General features: G+C 36.4%; 16 protein-coding genes. 12 read left to right on the forward strand and 4 right to left on the reverse strand.

Annotated features, from left to right (window positions below):
- Window positions 1-29 precede the first annotated feature (29 nt).
- The 8 genes from ZPR_RS00930 to ZPR_RS00965 all read left to right on the forward strand — a co-directional run bounded on the left by ZPR_RS00930 (window position 30) and on the right by ZPR_RS00965 (window position 11,597).
- Complete coding sequence (locus ZPR_RS00930) at window positions 30-806, forward strand: DUF3108 domain-containing protein (RefSeq protein WP_013069705.1); 777 nt, start codon at window positions 30-32, stop codon at window positions 804-806.
- A gap of 1 nt (window position 807) precedes the next feature.
- A complete protein-coding gene (locus tag ZPR_RS00935; RefSeq protein WP_013069706.1) occupies window positions 808-1,773 on the forward strand; it encodes a tryptophan 2,3-dioxygenase family protein in 966 nt (321 codons plus the stop codon).
- 3 nt (window positions 1,774-1,776) lie between these two features.
- Window positions 1,777-3,009, forward strand: a complete 1,233-nt coding sequence (locus tag ZPR_RS00940; RefSeq protein WP_013069707.1) for a M23 family metallopeptidase — start codon at window positions 1,777-1,779, stop codon at window positions 3,007-3,009.
- A gap of 71 nt (window positions 3,010-3,080) precedes the next feature.
- Complete coding sequence (gene pgi, locus ZPR_RS00945; RefSeq protein WP_013069708.1) at window positions 3,081-4,712, forward strand: glucose-6-phosphate isomerase; 1,632 nt, start codon at window positions 3,081-3,083, stop codon at window positions 4,710-4,712.
- 370 nt (window positions 4,713-5,082) lie between these two features.
- Complete coding sequence (locus ZPR_RS00950; protein WP_013069709.1) at window positions 5,083-7,635, forward strand: TonB-dependent receptor; 2,553 nt, start codon at window positions 5,083-5,085, stop codon at window positions 7,633-7,635.
- Between the two features lie 10 nt (window positions 7,636-7,645).
- Window positions 7,646-9,361, forward strand: a complete 1,716-nt coding sequence (locus ZPR_RS00955) for a hypothetical protein (RefSeq protein WP_148211639.1) — start codon at window positions 7,646-7,648, stop codon at window positions 9,359-9,361.
- Between the two features lie 121 nt (window positions 9,362-9,482).
- Window positions 9,483-11,135, forward strand: a complete 1,653-nt coding sequence (locus tag ZPR_RS00960; RefSeq protein WP_013069711.1) for an Ig-like domain-containing protein — start codon at window positions 9,483-9,485, stop codon at window positions 11,133-11,135.
- A gap of 24 nt (window positions 11,136-11,159) precedes the next feature.
- On the forward strand, window positions 11,160-11,597 hold the full coding sequence (locus tag ZPR_RS00965; RefSeq protein ID WP_041578476.1) for a hypothetical protein: 438 nt from the start codon (window positions 11,160-11,162) through the stop codon (window positions 11,595-11,597).
- Between the two features lie 35 nt (window positions 11,598-11,632).
- On the opposite strand, the gene ZPR_RS00970 is transcribed toward ZPR_RS00965, so the two are convergent.
- Window positions 11,633-12,673, reverse strand: a complete 1,041-nt coding sequence (locus tag ZPR_RS00970; protein WP_013069713.1) for an endonuclease/exonuclease/phosphatase family protein — start codon at window positions 12,671-12,673, stop codon at window positions 11,633-11,635.
- A gap of 141 nt (window positions 12,674-12,814) precedes the next feature.
- Between ZPR_RS00970 and ZPR_RS00975 the strand changes: the two genes are divergently transcribed.
- The 3 genes from ZPR_RS00975 to ZPR_RS00985 are packed head-to-tail and all read left to right on the forward strand — an operon-like array spanning window position 12,815 to window position 17,404.
- Window positions 12,815-15,601, forward strand: coding sequence for a TonB-dependent receptor (locus ZPR_RS00975; RefSeq protein ID WP_233421335.1), 2,787 nt, complete (start codon window positions 12,815-12,817; stop codon window positions 15,599-15,601).
- A gap of 1 nt (window position 15,602) precedes the next feature.
- Window positions 15,603-16,970, forward strand: a complete 1,368-nt coding sequence (locus tag ZPR_RS00980; RefSeq protein WP_086026159.1) for a DUF5689 domain-containing protein — start codon at window positions 15,603-15,605, stop codon at window positions 16,968-16,970.
- Window positions 16,971-17,008: 38 nt separating this feature from the next.
- Complete coding sequence (locus ZPR_RS00985) at window positions 17,009-17,404, forward strand: hypothetical protein (protein ID WP_013069716.1); 396 nt, start codon at window positions 17,009-17,011, stop codon at window positions 17,402-17,404.
- On the opposite strand, the gene ZPR_RS00990 is transcribed toward ZPR_RS00985, so the two are convergent.
- A complete protein-coding gene (locus ZPR_RS00990; RefSeq protein ID WP_013069717.1) occupies window positions 17,405-18,130 on the reverse strand; it encodes a hypothetical protein in 726 nt (241 codons plus the stop codon).
- 73 nt (window positions 18,131-18,203) lie between these two features.
- Between ZPR_RS00990 and ZPR_RS00995 the strand changes: the two genes are divergently transcribed.
- Window positions 18,204-18,404, forward strand: coding sequence for a ClbS/DfsB family four-helix bundle protein (locus ZPR_RS00995; protein WP_013069718.1), 201 nt, complete (start codon window positions 18,204-18,206; stop codon window positions 18,402-18,404).
- A 125-nt stretch (window positions 18,405-18,529) separates the two neighbouring features.
- On the opposite strand, the gene hflX is transcribed toward ZPR_RS00995, so the two are convergent.
- Window positions 18,530-19,750, reverse strand: a complete 1,221-nt coding sequence (gene hflX / locus ZPR_RS01000) for a GTPase HflX (protein ID WP_013069719.1) — start codon at window positions 19,748-19,750, stop codon at window positions 18,530-18,532.
- Between the two features lie 120 nt (window positions 19,751-19,870).
- On the reverse strand, window positions 19,871-20,767 hold the full coding sequence (locus ZPR_RS01005; protein WP_013069720.1) for a DUF3078 domain-containing protein: 897 nt from the start codon (window positions 20,765-20,767) through the stop codon (window positions 19,871-19,873).
- Window positions 20,768-20,777 lie beyond the last annotated feature (10 nt).

Consider the following 20,777-nt stretch of genomic DNA (forward strand, 5'->3'; position numbering starts at 1 on the left):
TAAAATATAAATATTTCAAATTTAAACCCATGACCCACAGACTTACGATTACGATACTGCTTGTATTCTTCGCACTTACCTCTCATCAAGCTCAAAATGCCTATGATACTGGGGAGTGGTTTAAATTCAGGATACATTATGGACCTTTTAATGCGAGTTATGCTACCCTCGAGGTTACCGATGATTATTTAAATGGCACACCGGTTTATCATATAGTAGGAGAAGGTAAATCTACTGGCATGCTTCACTGGTTTTTTAAAGTTAATGATAATTACGAAACTTTCATAGATCGTAAAAACGGGAAACCTTATAAATTCATACGGCAAATTGACGAAGGAGGGCATACCAAAGATTTAGAGATCGATTTCGATCATAGGTCCAATACCGCTTATGTTCATGATAAAAAGCATGATAAGAAAAAGACCTATTCTACAAAGGAAAATATCCATGATATGTTGTCTGCATTTTACTATCTTCGCAGCAATATAAACGAAGATGCGCTGCAACCCGGCCACGAGATATACCTTAATCTTTTTATCGATGATGAAAATATGGATTTTAAGGTAAAGTTTTTGGGAAGGGAAGTTATAAAAACCAAGTTTGGAAAAGTAAATGCGCTAAAGTTTAGGCCTTATGTAATGGCAGGCAGAGTTTTTAAAGAGCAGGAGAGTCTTACCTTTTGGGTAAGCGACGATAAAAATAAAGTGCCTTTAAAAATTGAAGCAGATCTTGCGGTAGGATCCCTAGATGCAGATCTTGATGCTTATAAAGGTCTAAAATATCCCTTCAGGATTATTATAGATTAGCATGGAAATTAAACCCGAAATAGCCGAAAGAATAGAATTGCTGGAAGAGAAATTCAGAAATTCGGGTCAGGATATGGGGTCTTACCTTGATGGTCTCTTATACGACCGCTATTTAACCTACTGGGATTATATAAGTTTAGATACGTTGTTAAGTCTGCAAAAGCCGGAAACTCATTTCCCAGACGAAGAGATTTTCCTAACCTATCATCAGATAACCGAGTTATACTTTAAGCTGATTATCCACGAGCAAAAGCAGGTGATCGAAAATCCTAATTTAACCGCACCTTATTTTATTGAAAAGCTGAATAGGATCATCCGTTATTTTAGGGTGCTTATCAATTCTTTTGATATAATGATTAAAGGAATGGAGCGAGAGCAGTTTTTAAAGTTCCGAATGGCTTTATTACCGGCAAGCGGTTTCCAGTCGGCGCAGTTTAGAATGATCGAGTTTTATTCTACTCCGGTTGAAAATCTTGTAGACCATAAGATCAGAAAGAACTTCAGTTTAAATAACTCAATCGAAGAATTATTCGAAAATATTTACTGGAAGAAAGGTGGTATAGACCTTAAAACCGGTGAGAAAACCTTAACCCTTAAACAGTTCGAAAAAAGATATACGCCCCGCTTTTTAAGGATTGCGAACGAGGTTAAGGGTAAAACCCTGTATGGCCGTTATCAGGCCCTGGCAGCTTCAGAAAAAAACAATCCAAAATTAATCGAAGCACTACGTACTTTTGATAGTAGTGTAAACGTTAACTGGTTGTTGATGCATATAGGTGCCGCATATAGACATCTGGATCATGGAAAGAAAACGGTAAAAGCCACTGGTGGCACAAACTGGAAAGAATTTTTACCACCGGGATTTCAAAAAATATCTTTTTTTCCTGAATTGTGGAATGAAGAAGAACACGAAGAATGGGGCAAAGAATGGGTAAACCACATGTTTAATATTGAAAATAAGAATTAGAAATTGAAGAAATTTAGTTTTTTATTCCTGCTGTTATTAGTTTTTGCGGGATGCAAGGAAGAAACAAAAGATAAAGCCGTAGCAGAAACTAAAAAGCCAGCACCCAAACCTATTGTAAAGGAATTTGGGTTTGTTCTGGACGATTTTGATGTAGTAATAGATACCATAGAGCGAGGGGATAATTTTGGATATATTCTGGATAATCACGGTGTAGATCGTGGTAAAGTTTTCGAAATTTCAGAAAAAGTAAAAGATACCTTTAACCCGGCAAGGATTACGGCGGGGAAAAAATATATAATTTTAAAAGCCAAAGATTCGGCTCATACACCGCTTCATTTTATTTATCAGAATAATAAAATCGATTACACGGTTTTAAACATAGGCGATAGTGTTTCTGCCTATACCTCAAAAAAGCCGGTTTCTGTAAAAAGAAGGGAAGTTTCTGGAGTGATTACATCCTCTCTTTCTGAAGCCATGCAGGCACAGGGCTTAAGCAATCTGCTTGTTTATCAATTATCGGATATTTACCAGTGGAGTATCGACTTTTTTAAACTTCAAAAAGGAGATCAGTTTAAAATGATCTATCATGAAAAGTATATCGATGATACGATTTTTGCGGGAATAGAAAGTGTGGAAGCAGCAGTTTTTAAACATTCAGATCGCCCTTTTTATGCTTTCAACTATGAAACAGATTCAGTGACAGGGCAGGCTAGTTTTTATGATGAAGAAGCAAAAGCCTTGCAAAGTTTTTTCTTAAAAGCCCCGCTTAATTATAGTAGGATTTCGTCTAGATATCAAAGAAGAAGATTTCACCCGGTGCAAAAAAGATGGAAAGCACATTTGGGAACAGATTATGCCGCACCAACGGGAACACCCATAAAAACTACGGCAGACGGAGTGGTAATCGCTTCCAGCTATACCTCTGGTAACGGTAATTATGTAAAAGTAAGACATAATCAAAAATATACCACGCAATATCTTCACATGAGTAAAAGAAATGTAAGGAACGGGCAGGCGGTAAAGCAGGGAGATGTGATAGGTTTTGTTGGCAGTACCGGGCTGGCTACGGGGCCACATGTGTGTTATAGATTTTGGGTAAATGGTAAACAGGTAGATCCTTATCGCCAAAATTTACCTACAGCCAAGCAAATTGAAGATGGTAAAAAAGACGAATATTTTGCGTTTATCGAGCCGTTAAAGACAGCGCTGGATAAAATACCTTACAAGAATATCTAAAAACAAGATTTTTGTGTAAAATTAGGTGGGTTTCTCTACTAAATTTTCGCAACGCAATAAAAAATTGAAAAATGAAGAATATAAATCCAACCAAAACCGAAGCCTGGAAAAAATTAGAAGCTCATTATAATGAGACGAAAGACCAGTCTTTAAAATCGTTATTTGAAAACGATAGTGAGCGCGCTGCAAAATTCACCACCAAGTGGGAAGATTTTTATGTAGACTTCAGTAAAAATAAAATTACCGAAGAAACAAAATCACTTCTTATCGATCTTGCTAATGAATGTGGGTTAAAAGAAGCTATGGATGCTTATTTTGGAGGCGAGGCTATTAATAAGACTGAAGGCCGACCTGTTTTACATACTGCTTTACGCGCTTCTAAAAATGCCGATATTAAAGTAGACGGTGAAAATGTAATGAATGAGGTTGAAGAGGTTAAGGCAAAAATAAAAGCTTTTTCTTCTGAAGTTATTCAGGGTATTACAAAAGGATATACCGGAAGAAATTTTACTGATATTGTAAATATTGGTATTGGAGGTTCAGATCTTGGGCCGGTAATGGTAACTGAAGCTTTGGAGTTTTACAAAAACCATCTAAATGTTCATTTTGTTTCGAATGTTGATGGTGATCACGTACATGAAACTATAAAGGATCTTAATCCAGAAACTACGTTGTTTGTTATTGTTTCTAAATCATTTACCACTCAGGAAACCTTAACCAATGCAACTACGATTAGAAACTGGTTTATGAAAACAGCTCCAGAAGATGAGGTTTCTAAACATTTTATTGCGGTTTCCAGTAACGTGGCCAAAGTAAAAGAATTTGGAATCGACGAGAATAATATTTTCCCAATGTGGGATTGGGTTGGTGGTCGCTTCTCACTTTGGAGTGCGGTAGGACTTTCTATAAGTTTAGCGATTGGTTATCCAAATTTTGACGCTTTATTAAGTGGAGCGCAAAAAATGGATGAGCATTTTAAAGAAACAGCATTCGAAAATAATATTCCTGTATTAGCCGGGTTGTTAAGCGTATGGTATAATAATTTTTATAAGGCAGAAAGCGAAGCAGTAATTCCTTATTCTCAATACCTGCATAGATTGCCGGCTTATTTGCAGCAGGCAGTTATGGAGAGTAACGGTAAAAGTACCGACCGTAATGGAGATAAAGTAGATTATCAAACCGGGGCGATTATTTGGGGAGAACCAGGAACAAATTCGCAACATGCATTTTTCCAGTTAATACATCAGGGCACCAAATTGATTCCGGCAGATTTTATAGGATATAAAGTGTCTTTATTTGACGATAAAGATCATCATTATAAACTAATGGCCAATTTCTTTGCACAAACAGAAGCTTTGCTTCAGGGAAAAACCGAAGATGAGGTTCGAGAAGAATTATCTTCTAAAGGAATGAGTGAAGATGAAATAAAAGAATTGCTACCTTTTAAATTATTTGATGGAGATAAGCCAACGACATCTTTTCTTATCGATAAACTAACACCTGAAAGTTTAGGGAAGTTAGTAGCGATGTACGAACATAAGATTTTTGTGCAGGGTGTTATCTGGAATATCTTTAGTTACGACCAATGGGGAGTTGAATTAGGAAAGCAATTAGCAAGTACTATTTTAAATGATATGGATAGTAAAGCGATAGAAAACCATGATTCTTCAACAAGTAGTTTACTAAAGGTTTTCTTAGGATAGTAATTTAACATTTTTTAAGATAATTTAAAAAGCACCTCGTTTTGAGGTGCTTTTTTGTTTTAATATTGGATTGCTGAGTAGGTCATTATTATAAATCACAGAAGTCTTATGAATACCTTAAAAACATCATTGTTTAATCACTAAATTCTCATTAAAGTTTAGTTAAAATTTATATTAAAATAAAAATAAGATAAAACTAAATATGAGTTAAAAACTTTTAGTCTCTCAATTTCAGAGGTTTGAAAAAAGTTTTAGTTTTGGCGAGCAAATTGGTGTTAAATATTGAATCCTTAACATTACGTTAAAGTTGGATTTTGGAATAATAACTTCATTTGCGTCGAACTAAAATCAAATCAAACAAATTTTACACATGAGGAAATTATTAGCTTTAGCGTTGTTTTTTGCAACGGCTACAATTTTTGCTCAGGGGACTATTACCGGTACGGTAATAGATTCTGAAATGGATGGCCCGCTACCGGGGGCAAACGTAATGGTAGTAGGTTCTAAGACTGGTACTACAACCGACTTTGATGGAAATTTTTCATTAGAGGTAAAAAGCTCTACAGGAACTTTAGAAGTGAGTTTTGTTGGGTTTAAAACTAAACAAGTGCAGTTTAGCCTTTCAGGAGGATCCCAGGATTTAGGCGAAATTGTTTTAGAGGCAGATGACAATGCTTTAGATGAAATTGTGATTACCAGCTTCTCTTTAGCAATTGACAGAAAAACACCTGTTGCAGTTTCTACAGTAAAAGCTGAAACAATCGAAACTAAATTAGGAAACCAGGAATTTCCTGAAATTCTGAAAACTACACCAGGTGTATATGTGACTAAACAAGGTGGTGGCTTTGGAGATGCCGACATAAGAATGCGTGGGTTTAATTCAGAAAACATTGCAGTAATGATTAACGGTGTACCGGTAAATGACATGGAAAATGGTCGTGTTTACTGGAGTAACTGGGCAGGACTTTCTGATGTTACCAGAACAATGCAAACTCAGAGAGGTTTGGGAGCAGCTAAAGTTGCAGTGCCTTCTATTGGAGGAACTATCAATATTGTAACCAAGTCTACAGATGCGAAAAAGGGAGGGAGTGTTATAGCTTCTACTGGTAATGATGGTTTACAAAAATTTGGTGCTACTGTGTCTACAGGTAAAACTGAAAATGGATGGGCAGCTACTATTTCCGCTTCAAAAATTAGTGGTAGAAGATTTGCAGATGGTCTTGAATTCGAAGGGTATAATTACTTTGTGAATATTGCAAAAGAGATTAATGAAAATCATGAACTTTCATTGACTGCTTTTGGAGCGCCTCAGCGTCACGGGCAAAGAGAAACTTTACATCCTATAGAGGATTATCAAAGAAGTAGTAGAGGTATAAAATTTAATAGTGACTGGGGCTATAGAAATGGTCAGGTAGTTAATGTACAGGATAATTTTTATCACAAGCCACAAATTTCTTTAAATCACTATTGGACGATAAGTGATAAAACAGAATTATCTACAGCTGCTTATGTTTCCTTTGGAACTGGTGGTGGCGGTGGTTATACTGGTAATGCTGATCTTCGTAGTGTAGATTCAGATTATAGACCAGCTCCATATCTGCCCTTAAATTTAGATCGTGTAGTAAGTGAAAATGCTGCTAATGGAGCAGACGGGTCAGAAACTATTTTATATGATTCAAGAAACGATCATTTTTGGACAGGCTTGCTTTCTACAGTTTCCACTGAAGTTGGAGAAGGATGGGATTTAGTAGGAGGTATAGATTTAAGATATTATAAAGGAAGACACTTCCAGGAAGTAAAGGATCTTTTAGGAGGCCAATACTGGGCTGATGACTCTAATGTAAATGATCCTAATAGGTCTACAAAAGAAGGAGATAAAATTAATTATTATAATGATGGTCTAGTACTTTGGGAAGGTGGATTTGCACAAGCAGAGTATTCTAACGATCTTGTTTCTGCTTTTGTGTCATTAAATGCTTCTAATACTTCTTATAAAAGAATAGATTATTTTAGATATGCAGATGATGGTCCTGATAAGGAAACAGATTGGATAAATTTTTTCTCTTACGGAGCTAAAGGAGGTGCGAATTTTAATTTAGACGACAACCACAAAGTTTTTGGGAATGTAGGTTATTTTGAAAGAGCACCATTTTTTAATACGGTTTTCTTAAATAATAGGAATATTGCAAATGACGATGCAGAAAACCAAAAGATTTTCAGTGCTGAATTAGGTTATGGGTTTAGAAATCAGAATCTTCGAGTTGACTTTAACCTTTATAGAACAGCTTGGAAAGATAAAACTTTAGCGAGATCTTTTGTTCAGGGCAATCAACAAATTTTTGCTAATATTTTAGGAGTTGATGCGTTGCATCAGGGTATTGAGCTAGAGTTTGAATATAAGGCCACAGATAGGCTTAACATAACAGGTATGATGTCTTTAGGTGACTGGAAATGGGACAATAATATTGACAATGTTGATATTTTAGCTGAAGATGGAACTACGGTCTTAGGAACAATTAATGTTGCTATAGATGGGGTAGAAGTTGGTAATTCGGCTCAAACTACAGCAGCATTAGGTCTTAATTATGAGGTGTTTCCTAGTACATTTTTAAGAGGTGATTTCACTTATTATGATCGTTATTTTGCAGATTTCGACCCTACTGTTAGAGATTCTGTTGATTTGCAAGGACCATTTGAATTGCCTGATGTAGGATTGTTAGATTTAGGTTTAACACATAAATTCGAGTTTGGATCTTTTGATGCTACTATCAATGCGAATGTATTTAACGTATTAGATACTGAATATATTTCTGATGCAAGAGAAGGAAATGTAAAAGACCCTGATTATAGAGGGCTTGTTGATTCTAATGTATGGTATGGTTTTGGACGTACCTATAGTGTAGGTGCTAAAATTAACTTCTAAAAATTTGACAATGAAAAAAATATATATATTACTACTACTTTTTATTGGAGCAACTTTAATTGGTTGTGATCCAATGGATGATATACATGAGCAGGTCAACGACCAAATTGATTCTGAAGGTGCTTTGGCAGATAAATCAATTGTATTAACTGAAGATGATTATGGTTTTTTAGGTCTTAGTTTTCCAAATTTTAACAGTGAGGATGATGCCAGATTACTCATTCCAGACTTACTTTCTGAGCGATATCCTTACTATGGTAAAAATTCATCTATAAATGTCATTTACGATATTTATGATCCTATTCGGGTGAAGCTTTATGAAGTTACCTCTCAGGATTATAGTGCAATAGGTTTAGAAGAAGGTTATTTTACTAGCTCTTCGCAGGTTTATGAAGCTTTAGGTGAGATTTTTCCTCAAGCTGAAAGTGGCGATTATGTAGATTTACAATATAGAACTGTGGCCGAGGAAATTCCTTATGAAATTAATGCTGAAGATTTTGATTTAATAGGAGAGAAGTTAGGAAGTGATTATCCAGATGCGGCACCAAGTGCTGCTCAGTACAGTAATTTCGATAGGCGTGAAGGGCGCGATGCCTACTGGGATAATGATATGATTCTTGAAGCAATAAATGTGGTACTAGAAGACAATTTTGAAGATGTTACTAATCAAATTTATAACGTTTCATATGCGATTTATGATGGAAGTGCTGGAACAGAAAGTATGACCGTGCAATTTAATGGAAATGAGTATGTAGCTTTTGGAGGAACTTCATACCAAATTAGTGCTTCTGATTTTGATGAGATAGGAAGCGAATTTGCTGAAAAGTTTCCAGATCCCGCTTCTAATGCCGCTGATTACAGTAATTTCGATAGGAGAGATGGCAGGGATACTCAATGGACAGATGCAATGATCCTTGAAGCGGTTGATTTTCTTTTAAATCAACAGTTTCCTAATGCTACAGATGGCTCTAAGTTTGCTGTAACTTACGCTGTTTATACTGGTTCAGCTGGTACAGAAGTTATAAATGTTGTAAAAACAGATGGTGCTTACGTTATAGATTCAAATGCCTCTACTGCTACAATTACTACTAGAAATGTATATGCTTACACTAACGGTTCATGGGGTAGACCATTTACTTTAGATATGGAAGATTATGAAGCAATGGGACAAAGTTACCCTAACTTCTCTAACGAAGATCAAGCCTTATATAGAATAGGTATTTATCTGGGAATGCAATATCCGTATGCAGAAGAAGGAGATGTAACTGCCGTTGCTTATGATTTATATAGTTCAGGTGAAACTTCAACAGAGTATGTAAATTATATTTTCGAAGATGGAGAATTTAACGTGGTACCTTCCACAAGGACAGCTTCTTTACAATTTGGATTAAATGATGAAGGAGTATGGGTTCCAGATAATACCATACGTTATACGCTTACCGGAAACGATTTTGCAACTATAGCTAGTGCTTTACAGGATAAATATCCTGATCCTGTGAGCAGCATGTTGCGTTATAACAACTTCGACACTAGATCTGACAATGGGGCGTATTGGAGTCCAGATATGATTTTAGAAGCTACACGTATTGTACTTAATAACATGGCTCCTAATGCTGAGGTTGGTCAGAAGTACGTTGTAACTTATGCCGTTTATGATGGTTCAAATACTACAAATAGTATTAGCTTGATTAAAAATGAAGCTGGAGAATGGGTTATTAATGAATAATCTGAATTCTTAGAATTTTTTAAAACCTTCTGTATTAATACAGAAGGTTTTATTTTTTAAAGCTCTTTTATTTAAGATATTTGTAATACTAGAATCAAATTAGAATATAAATCAAGAATTAATGAAAAAGAATTTCTTTTTTGCATTCCTTTTAGGAAGTTTCTTCCTTGGATGTAGCAGTAGTGATGAGGGAACGCCAAATGAACCTGGTAATCCTCAGGAAGAAAATCCAGTAGCGGTAGATGATAATTTTAGCACAATAGAAAATGTTGAAGTTACTTTTAGCGGAAATGATATCCTTCAGAATGATGAAATTGTAGACAAGGCACGTCTTTTTTCTATTGATATTGAAAGTAGTGAAGGGGGGACAATTTCAGATAATCGAGATGGAACCTATACTTATGTACCACCTGCAGATTTTCATGGAGAAGACACTTTTATGTATTCGCTTTGCGTTCCTGGGGATTCAGATAGATGTTCAGAAGCCACAGTAACTATTCAGGTAGATAAGCCTGGACCACCAACGGCTAATGACGATACTTATGAAGTGGCTGAGGATGGAACGCTAACAATTCGTAATTATGGTGATAATGATGACCTGGTTGGAGATGCAATGATAACAGAGGTTGAATCCTCTAGTGGAAATGCAACAGTTTCTATCGACGGTGAAAACAATATTATATATGAACCTAATGAAGGCTTTGCAGGATCAGATACCTTTACCTATACCATCTGTAATGATGATGAGAATACTTCTTGTGATACTGCTACGGTTACTATTGAAGTAATAGATGAAGGTAATCCGTATGCCGAAGATGATACGGTAATTGTAAATACTAATGATGCTGAGACGATTTTTGCAGAGCTGTTAGCTAACGATAATTTAATCGATGGAGCTACGCTTACTAGTATAGATGGTTCTTCAAGTGAGGGAACAGTAACCTTAAATAATGATGGTAGCGTAACTTATGTGCCCTCAGCTGGTTTTACCGGTGAAGATACTTTCGAATATTCTATTTGTGATGATGATCAGCCAGAAGCTTCCTGTAGTACCGCTACGGTAACTGTTCAAGTAGTAGCCCCTATAGCATTTAATATTCCGGCAGATCTACAGGATTATTATGATGATGTAACCTTTACAGAAAATTCAGATTTTTTAAAGCTTGCTCTTTCTAATTTTACTGTTGCTGCACACGAAACGATTTTAGCATACACAGATCGCCATGATTATTTATATAGTGCGGATGCCGATCCTGATACCCCTGGAAATGTAATTTTGATGTACTCTGGAGAAAGCCGCTCAGATGATGAATATCAAACTCAGGAGCCACCGGGTGATGATGAAACCTTCAATACAGAGCATATTTATCCTCAATCAAGATTATCTGCAGCAGATGCGGTAACAGATTTGCACCATTTAAGATCTATCGATATTGATGTTAATAGTGAAAGATCTAACTATCCATTTGCCGATGGCAATGGGGAATACGGTCTTGTAGGGAATAACGAACAATGGTATCCCGGTGACGATTGGAAGGGTGATGTGGCTCGAATGGTTTTTTATCTAAATATTCGTTATGGTGAAAATATTGAAACTGTAGGAAACTTAGATCTTTTCCTCAAATGGAATAGAGAAGATCCTGTTTCAGAATTCGAAATGCAAAGAAATAACGTAATCGAAGCTGCACAAGGTAATAGAAATCCGTTTATCGATAATCCATATTTAGTGACCCTTATTTGGGGCGGAAGTGATGCTGAAAATCGATGGGAATAACCTATTTTTGTAAAAAAGAAAATTATGTACCAAACTGTTCAATTTATACATTCCTACTGGGCTTATTTAGTAGTTATAATGCTTACCATCGCTTCGATAAGTGCAATAATTGGTTGGGTTTCCGGTAAAGAATATAGTGCCGGTAATTTTAGGATATCCCTTTTTACGCTTATCGTTTCTCATATTCAATTACTTATTGGTATTGTTCTTTACTTTGTAGCACCTTATTTTAAAATGTGGGGCGAAGTTGGAATGGGCGGAGTTATGGGGGACAGTACCCTAAGATTGTATAATGTAGAGCACCCCCTGATGATGATTATCGCTATTGCTTTAATTACCATAGGATATTCAAAACACAAAAAGAAATTAACTTCTACGCCAAAATTTAAAACACTGGCGATATTTTATACTATTGCTTTGGTAGTGCTTCTTTCAAGAATTCCTTGGAACGCATGGTTATAAAAAATTAACCTTCAAAATATCGAAAATCCCTGTTTTTAACGGGGATTTTTCTTTTTTATAAGATAAAGATATACTGGGAAATGGTCGCTATAGCCACCCAGGTAGCCATTATATCCATAACTTCTGAAGGGGTATCCTTTATACTGCCCCGTAGAGGTCACCAAATAATCTTTTTTGAAAACTCCTGCTTTGTAATACTGAAAATGCTCATAATTTTTAGTCATCATTGCTCCAGAGATTAAGATCTGATCAAATAAATTCCAATTGTCGCGATACGCTAAACTGCCAACACCTTTTTTATATAACTTTAGCATCGGATTATAAAACTGAAATTGATTTGGACTTTCTGAAGTCTTCAGCACATTTTTTACATTCTTGTTTTTAGGATCGTCATTAAAATCCCCCATATTGATAATTTTTAAAGAAGGATCGATAGCCCAAAGTGAATCGCATATTTTTCGGTTGACCAGTGCAGCTGATTTTCGATAATTTCGGCTTGCCTTTTCACCACCACTTCTGGAGGGCCAGTGGTTGACTAAAAATGCGAAGTTTTCATTTTGAATCCGTCCCGTAGCAACCAAAATATCTCTAGTGTAGATTCTCTTACCTTCTTCATTTCGAATTAAAACTTCAATATTTCTAGATTGTGTAGGAGTAAATACTTTGGTGTTATAAAGGAGCGCGTTATCTATTCCGCGGCGATCTGGTGAATCAAAATGAATGATTTTGTAGTTCTTATTTTGTAATTTTTCAGTGTTTAATAAGTCTTCAAGTACCCTGATATTTTCTACTTCACATAATCCAATAATTTCAGGGCTATGGCCAGATAATTCTGTCCCAATTTCAGATACTACTTGCCCAATATGGTTTAATTTCAGTTCATACTTTTCTTTAGTCCAGGCATCTTTACCTTCAGGTGTACGGTCATCATCAAAAGTAAAATCATCATTCTGGGTATCAAAAAGATTCTCTGTATTATAAAAAGCAATGGTCAAAACATCGTAGGTATCCTGATCTTGGGAAAACCCAATTCCGCAGTATAAAAGAAAAAGGACTGGTAATAATTTAGTAGTCAAAATCTTACTATTTTGAGGGATTGCGTTAAAAATCTTAATTTTTATTGATAAAGTTATACGGTTTCGAATACTATTTGTTAACTTGAATATCTAATGTATTGATTTTCAGTGAAAGGATTGGTCTTTTTTTGGATGATTTCAATGTCTTTCGGCTTTTTACAGGCCCAGGAAAGGTTAATTTCTGGAAAAATACTTAACGCCAATTCTCAGGAGGTGATTGCTGGCGTTTCGGTGAGTATAGAAAATCATTTTCTAAAAGAAACCACAGATGGCAACGGGGGATTTACTTTAAAATTCGACGATTTAGAAATGGGAAATTATATATTGAACATTTCTAAACCTGGTTTTGAGTCGTTGCGCTTACCTGTACTTCTGGATCAGGCAAGTTTAAATTTAGGGGTTATTAGGCTAATTCCAGATGTCATCGAAGAGCAGTCACAATTGGGAACTATAAATTTAAGCGAAAATCAGCTGGACGATGATCAGATAGATGCTGGATTTTCATCGATTTTAACCGCTGGCAAGGACGCTTTTTTAAATGCAGCAGCTTACGATTTTAGTCAGACCTATTTTAAACCACGGGGTTACGATAGCCAGTACGGAAAAGTTATGATTAATAGTATTCCGCTTAATAAAATCCAAAATGGCAGGCCGCAATGGAGTAATTGGGGCGGATTAAACGATGTGCAGCGTAATCAGGATTTTAATTTCGGACTTACCGCAGTGGATAATAGCTTTGGAAGCCTTGCCGGTACTACCAATTTTGTAATGCGGGCATCAAAGTACTCAAAAGGAGGTCGTCTTACCTTATCCGCAGCCAATAGGAGCTATCGTTCCAGGATTATGGCCACCTATAGTTCTGGAGAATTAAAAAATAATTGGTTTTATACGCTATCCCTTTCGGGGCGATTTGCTGAAGAAGGTTATATTGAAGGAACTTCGTATAAGGCGAAGTCAGCTTTTCTTTCCGTAGAAAAAAAGATAAACAAAAATCACAGCCTGAATGTTGCGGCAATTTATACGCCTAATATTCGGGGAAAATCAGCGGCGATCACCAATGAAGTTTTTAATTTAAAAGGAAGAAAATATAATAGCTATTGGGGATTTCAGGGAGACGAAATCAGAAATTCCCGGCAACGCCGGGTAGAGGAGCCTATTTTGATGCTGAATCACTTTTGGGATCTTTCAGAAAATACGAAGATAAATACCAATGTTGCTTATCAGTTTGGACATATCGGGAATACCAGGATCGATTATGGAGGTACTAATTTAGTGCGATTTAACGATGAGGTTTCTTATGAGGGCGGAGGGCAAAATCCAGATCCCGCCTATTATCAAAATTTACCGAGTTATTTTTTAAGATCTGAAGGTAGAGAGAACTATGAAGCAGCATACAAAAGCGCGGCGGCATTTAGGGAAAATGGACAATTAAACTGGCAGGCGATTTATGACGCGAACATGGCTGAAACCAATAACGGGAATAATGCGGTGTATGCTTTAACTGCAGATCGCTATGATGATCATTCCATGTATCTGAATGCTATTGTTGATCATACCATAAATGCAATGTTTAAACTGAATGGCGGAATTAATTTTCGGCATTTGCAAAGTCATAATTATGCGAAAATCGACGATCTTTTTGGTGCAAATCATTTTCTGGATATCGATTTCTTTGCTGAACCCATAAATGATTATTCGTTAGAGCAGGTTGCTCAAAGCGATGTACAAAACCCCAATCGTTTAGTGTCCCAGGGTGATATTTATAAATATAATTATGATCTAAACGCCACGAGTCTTCAAGCATTTTCACAACTTCAATTCGCTACGAAGAATATTGAAACTTACTTTTCTGCAAATGTGAGTTCAACAAGTTATGAGCGTTTTGGTAATTACCAAAACGGATTATTCCCGGATAATTCACTTGGGAGAAGTAAGGAACTGAATTTTATCGATTTCGGATTAAAATCTGGGATAACGTATCATTTTACAGGTCGGCATTCCGTTTCTTCTAATCTGTTTTTTGCCAGTAATCCACCAACACTACAAAATAGTTTTGCGAATCCGCGGCAAAATAATACGGTGGTTCAGGATCTGGATAGCGAACAAATGTATAGTGTAGATGCCACATACCGTTATCGTTCGCCAAATTTCAATTTTAAAGTCAGCGGCTATTTTACACAATTTCGAAATGTGACCGATGTTTCTTTTTATTATGTTGATGGTCTTTCAGGTTTGGGGAGAAATACAACAACTGCTTTTGTCCAGGAGATTCTATACGATGCCGAAAAACAACATTTAGGAATCGAATTTGGTGCTGAAGCTCAGGTGACTTCAACCATAAAATTAAAATCGGCTGTAGCACTAGGGCAGTTTATCTATTCCAATAACCCTAATTTGTATTTAACCAGCAATAGTTTTGCTGGAAATGTGAATTATGGAGAAACTCGATTGAAAAATTATCGGCTCGCAAATGGGCCACAACAGGCTTTGCAGTTAGGTTTTGAATATCGTGATCCCAATTACTGGTGGTTTGGTTTTACGGCCAACTATTTTGCAAATGCGTTTATCAATGTGAGTCCGTTGCTTCGAACGGCAAATTTTGCTACCGATACCGATGGTTTGCCGTTAGAAAATTATGATGCGCAATTAGCCAGAAAATATCTTAAACAGGAAAATTTAGGGAATTATTTTCTGCTGAATGCGATTGGAGGAAAATCCTGGAAATTGGGCGATTATTATGTGGGCGTTTTTATAAGCCTGAATAATATCCTGGATCAGCTTTATAAAACGGGAGGTTACGAACAATCCAGAAATGCAAATTTTACCAGTTTGCAGGAAGATCGGCAACGCGAAACACCGGTTTTTGGGAATCGTTACTGGTACGGCTATGGTACCACTTATTTTGCTAATCTTTATGTTCGGTTTTAAAATGAAGAAATTTCTAAGCCTTTTTATACTCATTTTGATCAGTTGTGTGAAGACCGATGATTATGAAGTGCCACAAAGCCAACTTCCCGAGAATGTAAGCACAGAAGGCACCAAAATCAGTCTGCGTGCTGTAAAAAATAGTTATAATGAAGAAACAGGGGAGATCTATACATTTTCAGGAGATCAGTATTTTGAAGCTTATGTAATTTCGTCTGATCGTGCCGGTAATTTTTATAATGAACTCATTCTTCAGGATCATCCTGAAAATCCCGAAGCCGGAATACAAATTTTGATTGATGAAAATGCACTCTATCAACGTTATAATTTCGGAAGAAAAGTTTTTGTAAAATTAAACGGACTCAGTATTTCGAAAAATAACGGATTAATTCAGTTGGGGAAACAAAATAGGGGCGATCTTGACCCTATAGTATCTTCAGAAATCGATGAGCATCTAATCCGTTCAGAAATTGTGGAAGAAATCATTCCGCTGCAGATTAATATTGGTGATTTTTCCTCAGATTTACTAAGTACTTATGTGCAGTTGAATCATATTCAGTTTAACCGAAATTTATTTAGTCCCTCCAATAGCACTTTTGCGGCTGAAGTTTTTGATCAATACGATGGGTTGCGGCAAATAGAAGAATGTGGTAGTGATGATACGGCTTTGCTAAGCACAAGCACTTATGCCGATTTTAGATGGCTTAATTTACCGGAAAATTCAGGAAGCATATTGGGTGTTTTAGGACGTGATTTTTACGACGATTTTTATATTATTCAGGTGAATTCTTCGGAAGATCTCTTGTTTAAAGGTGAGCGCTGTGACCCCGAATTTTTTAGCTGCGGAACTAACACTACCGAAGGGGAAACGATTTTATTTGAAGAAAACTTTGCTGAAATCACCAACGAGAATAAATTAGATCCTTTAGGGTGGACTAACCTAAACGTAAACGGAGGAGAAGAGCGATTTGTGGATGCCACTGCTAACGGGAATAGAACGATCAGAATTTCGGCCTATAATACCGGGGAGAATCCATTGGAAGCCTGGCTTATTACTCCGTCCATAGATCTTTCGCAATCGCAAAATGAAGTTTTGTCTTTTGATATTAAAGCATCTTATGACAACGGAACTATTTTGCAGGTTTATCTAAGTGAAGATTTTGATGGCGATCCAAAGAATGCAAACTGGCATTTACTGGAAGCCAATATTCCTATGGGGCCTTCAAGCCAAAGTGGAGAAAGCTTTAAGAATTCTAAGATCGATCTTTCCTGTTTTACTGCTGAAGTTTATATAGGCTTTTGTTATCAGGGAAGGGATCCTTCACGTACCACAACTTATGATATTGATAACATAAAAGTAACTGGGGAATAATTATTTTCGTAAAGCCTGCTAACCAAATCTACTATAGAATGAAACTTAAACTATTCCTGATATTTGCTGTTTTTGGTATCTGTTTTATGAGTGCCCAGGATCTCGAAGGTTCCTGGAAATGGACTTCGCCAGACGGTTCCCAGCAATTTGATATCGAACTGGAAAAGATTAGCGACAAAGAATACCGTGGTAAGCATTGCGCCATCTTTGATAATGGCGAACGTATAGATTGCGCTAGTGATGACACCTTCTCTATTGTATTACTTAAAATCTCTGAAGGGAATTTTGCCGGCACCATAGAAAGTAGCTATGAGCAATCTCAGGGTAAAATAAGAATGCAATATCATACTCAGGAAGATGTATTGTATTTTAATCTTACTAAAAATCCACCGGGAATTTTTTATTTGCCTACAGAGGCTATTTTAACCCGTTGATTAATCCCTAATAATTTCTTCGGTTTTATAGGGTGACCAGATTTCGTAAATAGCATCACCGGCCGAGCTTTTACCGCGATGATGCCATTCGTTGTTTAGAATCTGATAGTCGAAAGTTAAGCTGGCACCTACACGAAAATCGTCTTTAGAGAAAAACTCGATATTCTCGATATATCTGCCATATTTTGGAAGATACGAGCCGCCGCCTGTGGCAAAAAATTCTCCGGTGGCCGAGTTGTAAGCAATCCATTGAAAACGTGTTCCGCTAAGTAGCTTTATAGTTTTGCGATCGCCAGTTTCCCTTCTTTGCATTTCACCATTTTTCTGCCGGCCGGTAATAATCCAAACCCCTGAAAGATCGTCCTGATAATCACCAATTTTAAGCCAGGTTTGTGAAAAATCCTGTCCTTTTAACCGTAGTGTGTCTTTAGATACTTCAATCGCAAGATTATTGATACTTCCCACTTTTTCTTTATCTGCAGAATTGAACTCGAATTTTTCGGTATAAGAAGATCCTTCGGTTTCATAAATTCCACCTTTTGCATTTTTAAATTCGTAATCGCCTTGCTTGGTGCCTTCAGCAAAAAATCCGTCCTGATAAATACGAACTGTAGTGAGTTCAGTCGGAATTTCATTTTCTAAAATAAGCTCCCAGGATCCCTCTACACTTTGTGCATTTGTAAGTTGAAAAATCCACAAAGCTATAAATGAAAAAATTATCCTCATCTTCTTAATTTTTAAATGGAAGATACTAATTTTAGTTTATAATCAAACTGGAATTTATTATAGTTGATTCCTTATGGCAGCCCGAAAAAATAAGAAAGAATTAATTGGCGATATTCACACGAGCTATTCTAAATTGAGAGAAGATTTTGAAGGTATTCCTTTAAAATTGACCAAAGCTAAAGAACTGGCAGGCCATGCAAAAGATACCAGAATGAGTGTTTGTAAACTGATTTCGATTAAAGAAAATCCCGGAGGCGGAGTGAAATCTTTATAAAAATTTTTACAGGGGTTTACATTTTTGCTTCAAAATGACTACAATAAAATTTAAATTTAGATAAATAGAAAAGCGGGGTAAAAATGATTTACCCGCTGCTATATCTTGATTGAAAAATTTTATATTTACTTTTCTTCTCCGTATTTATCGTATTCCGGATATAGAAAATTGTTATATGGAAAGCGAGTAATATGGATTTTACGCACCGCTTCGTAAACCTTCTTTCTAAAATGCTCCATATTTTCTTTTTCTAAAGCTGAAATAAATAATACATTATCACCAAGACGGTTCATCCAGGTTTGCTTCCATTCGGTTAGCGTGTAATGCGCGGTTGTTCTTTCGGTCATAAGATCGTCTTCAGCAATTTCTTCGGGTACATATTGATCGATCTTATTAAAAACCATAACGCTTGGTTTATCTGAACTTTTTATTTCGTCCAAAATTTGGTTTACCGAGTCGATATGCTCTTCAAAATTAGGATGTGAGATATCTACTACATGCAACAATAAATCGGCTTCTCTAACTTCATCTAAAGTCGATTTAAAAGACTCTACCAGCTGCGTAGGTAATTTTCTGATAAATCCTACCGTATCGGTTAAAAGGAACGGTAAATTGCGGATAACCACTTTTCTAACCGTTGTATCCAGTGTTGCGAAAAGTTTATTTTCGGCAAATACTTCACTTTTACTAATAGTATTCATTAAAGTAGATTTCCCCACGTTGGTATAGCCTACCAAAGCCACCCTAACAAGCTGACCGCGATTTCCACGCTGTACTTCCATTTGTTTGTCGATGGTAGCGAGTTTCTTTTTCAACAAAGAAATTTTATCCCTAACGATACGACGGTCGGTTTCGATTTCTGTTTCCCCGGGACCACGCATACCAATACCCCCACGCTGTCTTTCAAGGTGCGTCCACATTCCCGCAAGTCGAGGTAATAAATACTCATATTGAGCAAGTTCTACCTGGGTTCTTGCATAACTGGTTTGTGCGCGTTGTGCAAAAATATCAAGAATAAGATTGGTTCGATCCAGTACTTTACACTTTAGTATTTTCTCTATATTTTTTTGCTGCGCAGGGGATAGTTCGTCATCAAAAATGGCGGTACCAATTTCGTTTTCAGAAACGTAAATTCGTACTTCTTCCATCTTCCCAGACCCAATAAAGGTTTTTGGGTTAGGGAAATCCATTTTTTGCGAAAAACGTTTTGCAACCTCTCCGCCGGCAGTATAGGTAAGGAATTCTAGCTCGTCCAGATATTCCTCTAATTTATCTTCATTTTGGTCCTTAGTAATGATCCCAATAAGAACCGCTTTTTCGTAACTTAAATCTGTTTTTTCAATCATAACTACAAAGGTACACAATAGATTAGTATTGTGATTTAGCGTATAATTTTTTCAAAATAATTTAACCAAAAAAAGCCTGTAATTAACTTACAGGCTTTAAAATTTAGTATTTTATACCGTTTAGAAGCTGTAATTAAATCCTAAACCAAATACTTCTCTTACCTGAAATGCACCTACGGCATTATCGTCATAAATGGTCTGGAAAATAAAATTTGTTGAAAGTAGATCGTTGATTTTCATCTTTACATTCATCGTGTAATCGATATCCACATTTTGGGGGTCTTCCAGATAGTTGGAATACAGGTTAAGGATGTTTTCCATTTTTACATTCTCGATAATATCGAATTTTGCATAAGCTGAAACGGAAGCACCAAGTTCAAATCGTGAAGAACTTCCCTTATCTACACCAAAATAATCACCATCCTGATAACCTTCTACACTGGTAAAATCGGAATCTACGAATATAAATCTAGCTGTAGCCGGAGCGATGTTTACATAAAAGTTCTCACTTTTCTTCCAAAGCATACCGGGACCAAATTGAAGATAAGCAGGAGAAAAAAAGCTGGTACGCTCGGTACGAATAGTTTCCCCTGTTTCTGCATCTTTACTAAAGGTGTAGCCTTTGGTTACCTGAGTTCTGAAATTTGTAAAAAATGAGTAAAACCAATTAGAATCTTCTACCTGTTTACCGGCAACCGAATTAAACTCTAAGCGGTCACTGGTTTTTCTGGGAAACTCATCTCCTTTTTGTTTTGTAAGTCCGTAGTCTACCAAAATTTTAGAGTCCCAGGTAAAATCATCTTTTAGATAATTAAAATCATAATTAAAGATTAGGTTACCAGCGATGTTGGATGTCCCGCCACCGGTCCATTCGGCATTAAAGGCAGATTGATTAAAAAGTAGTTGGATGTTACCTTCGGTGGTCCAGCCTTCTTTTTGCTCATCACTATCACTATCCTGGGCCTGTGCATTTAGAACACCTCCAAAAATTAATAGACTAAGTAAAATTTTTTTCATAGGTTATAGT

The sequence above is a fragment of the Zunongwangia profunda SM-A87 genome, from assembly GCF_000023465.1.
In the GTDB taxonomy this organism is placed as follows: domain Bacteria; phylum Bacteroidota; class Bacteroidia; order Flavobacteriales; family Flavobacteriaceae; genus Zunongwangia; species Zunongwangia profunda.

Coding starts and splice junctions, on each gene's coding strand:
- ZPR_RS00930 (WP_013069705.1), top strand. CDS start 30: ATGACCCACAGACTTACGATTACGATACTGCTTGTATTCTTCGCACTT.
- ZPR_RS00935 (WP_013069706.1), top strand. CDS start 808: ATGGAAATTAAACCCGAAATAGCCGAAAGAATAGAATTGCTGGAAGAG.
- pgi (WP_013069708.1), top strand. CDS start 3,081: ATGAAGAATATAAATCCAACCAAAACCGAAGCCTGGAAAAAATTAGAA.
- ZPR_RS00950 (WP_013069709.1), top strand. CDS start 5,083: ATGAGGAAATTATTAGCTTTAGCGTTGTTTTTTGCAACGGCTACAATT.
- ZPR_RS00955 (WP_148211639.1), top strand. CDS start 7,646: ATGAAAAAAATATATATATTACTACTACTTTTTATTGGAGCAACTTTA.
- ZPR_RS00960 (WP_013069711.1), top strand. CDS start 9,483: ATGAAAAAGAATTTCTTTTTTGCATTCCTTTTAGGAAGTTTCTTCCTT.
- ZPR_RS00965 (WP_041578476.1), top strand. CDS start 11,160: ATGTACCAAACTGTTCAATTTATACATTCCTACTGGGCTTATTTAGTA.
- ZPR_RS00975 (WP_233421335.1), top strand. CDS start 12,815: ATGTCTTTCGGCTTTTTACAGGCCCAGGAAAGGTTAATTTCTGGAAAA.
- ZPR_RS00980 (WP_086026159.1), top strand. CDS start 15,603: ATGAAGAAATTTCTAAGCCTTTTTATACTCATTTTGATCAGTTGTGTG.
- ZPR_RS00985 (WP_013069716.1), top strand. CDS start 17,009: ATGAAACTTAAACTATTCCTGATATTTGCTGTTTTTGGTATCTGTTTT.
- ZPR_RS00990 (WP_013069717.1), bottom strand. CDS start 18,130: ATGAGGATAATTTTTTCATTTATAGCTTTGTGGATTTTTCAACTTACA.
- ZPR_RS00995 (WP_013069718.1), top strand. CDS start 18,204: ATGGCAGCCCGAAAAAATAAGAAAGAATTAATTGGCGATATTCACACG.
- hflX (WP_013069719.1), bottom strand. CDS start 19,750: ATGATTGAAAAAACAGATTTAAGTTACGAAAAAGCGGTTCTTATTGGG.
- ZPR_RS01005 (WP_013069720.1), bottom strand. CDS start 20,767: ATGAAAAAAATTTTACTTAGTCTATTAATTTTTGGAGGTGTTCTAAAT.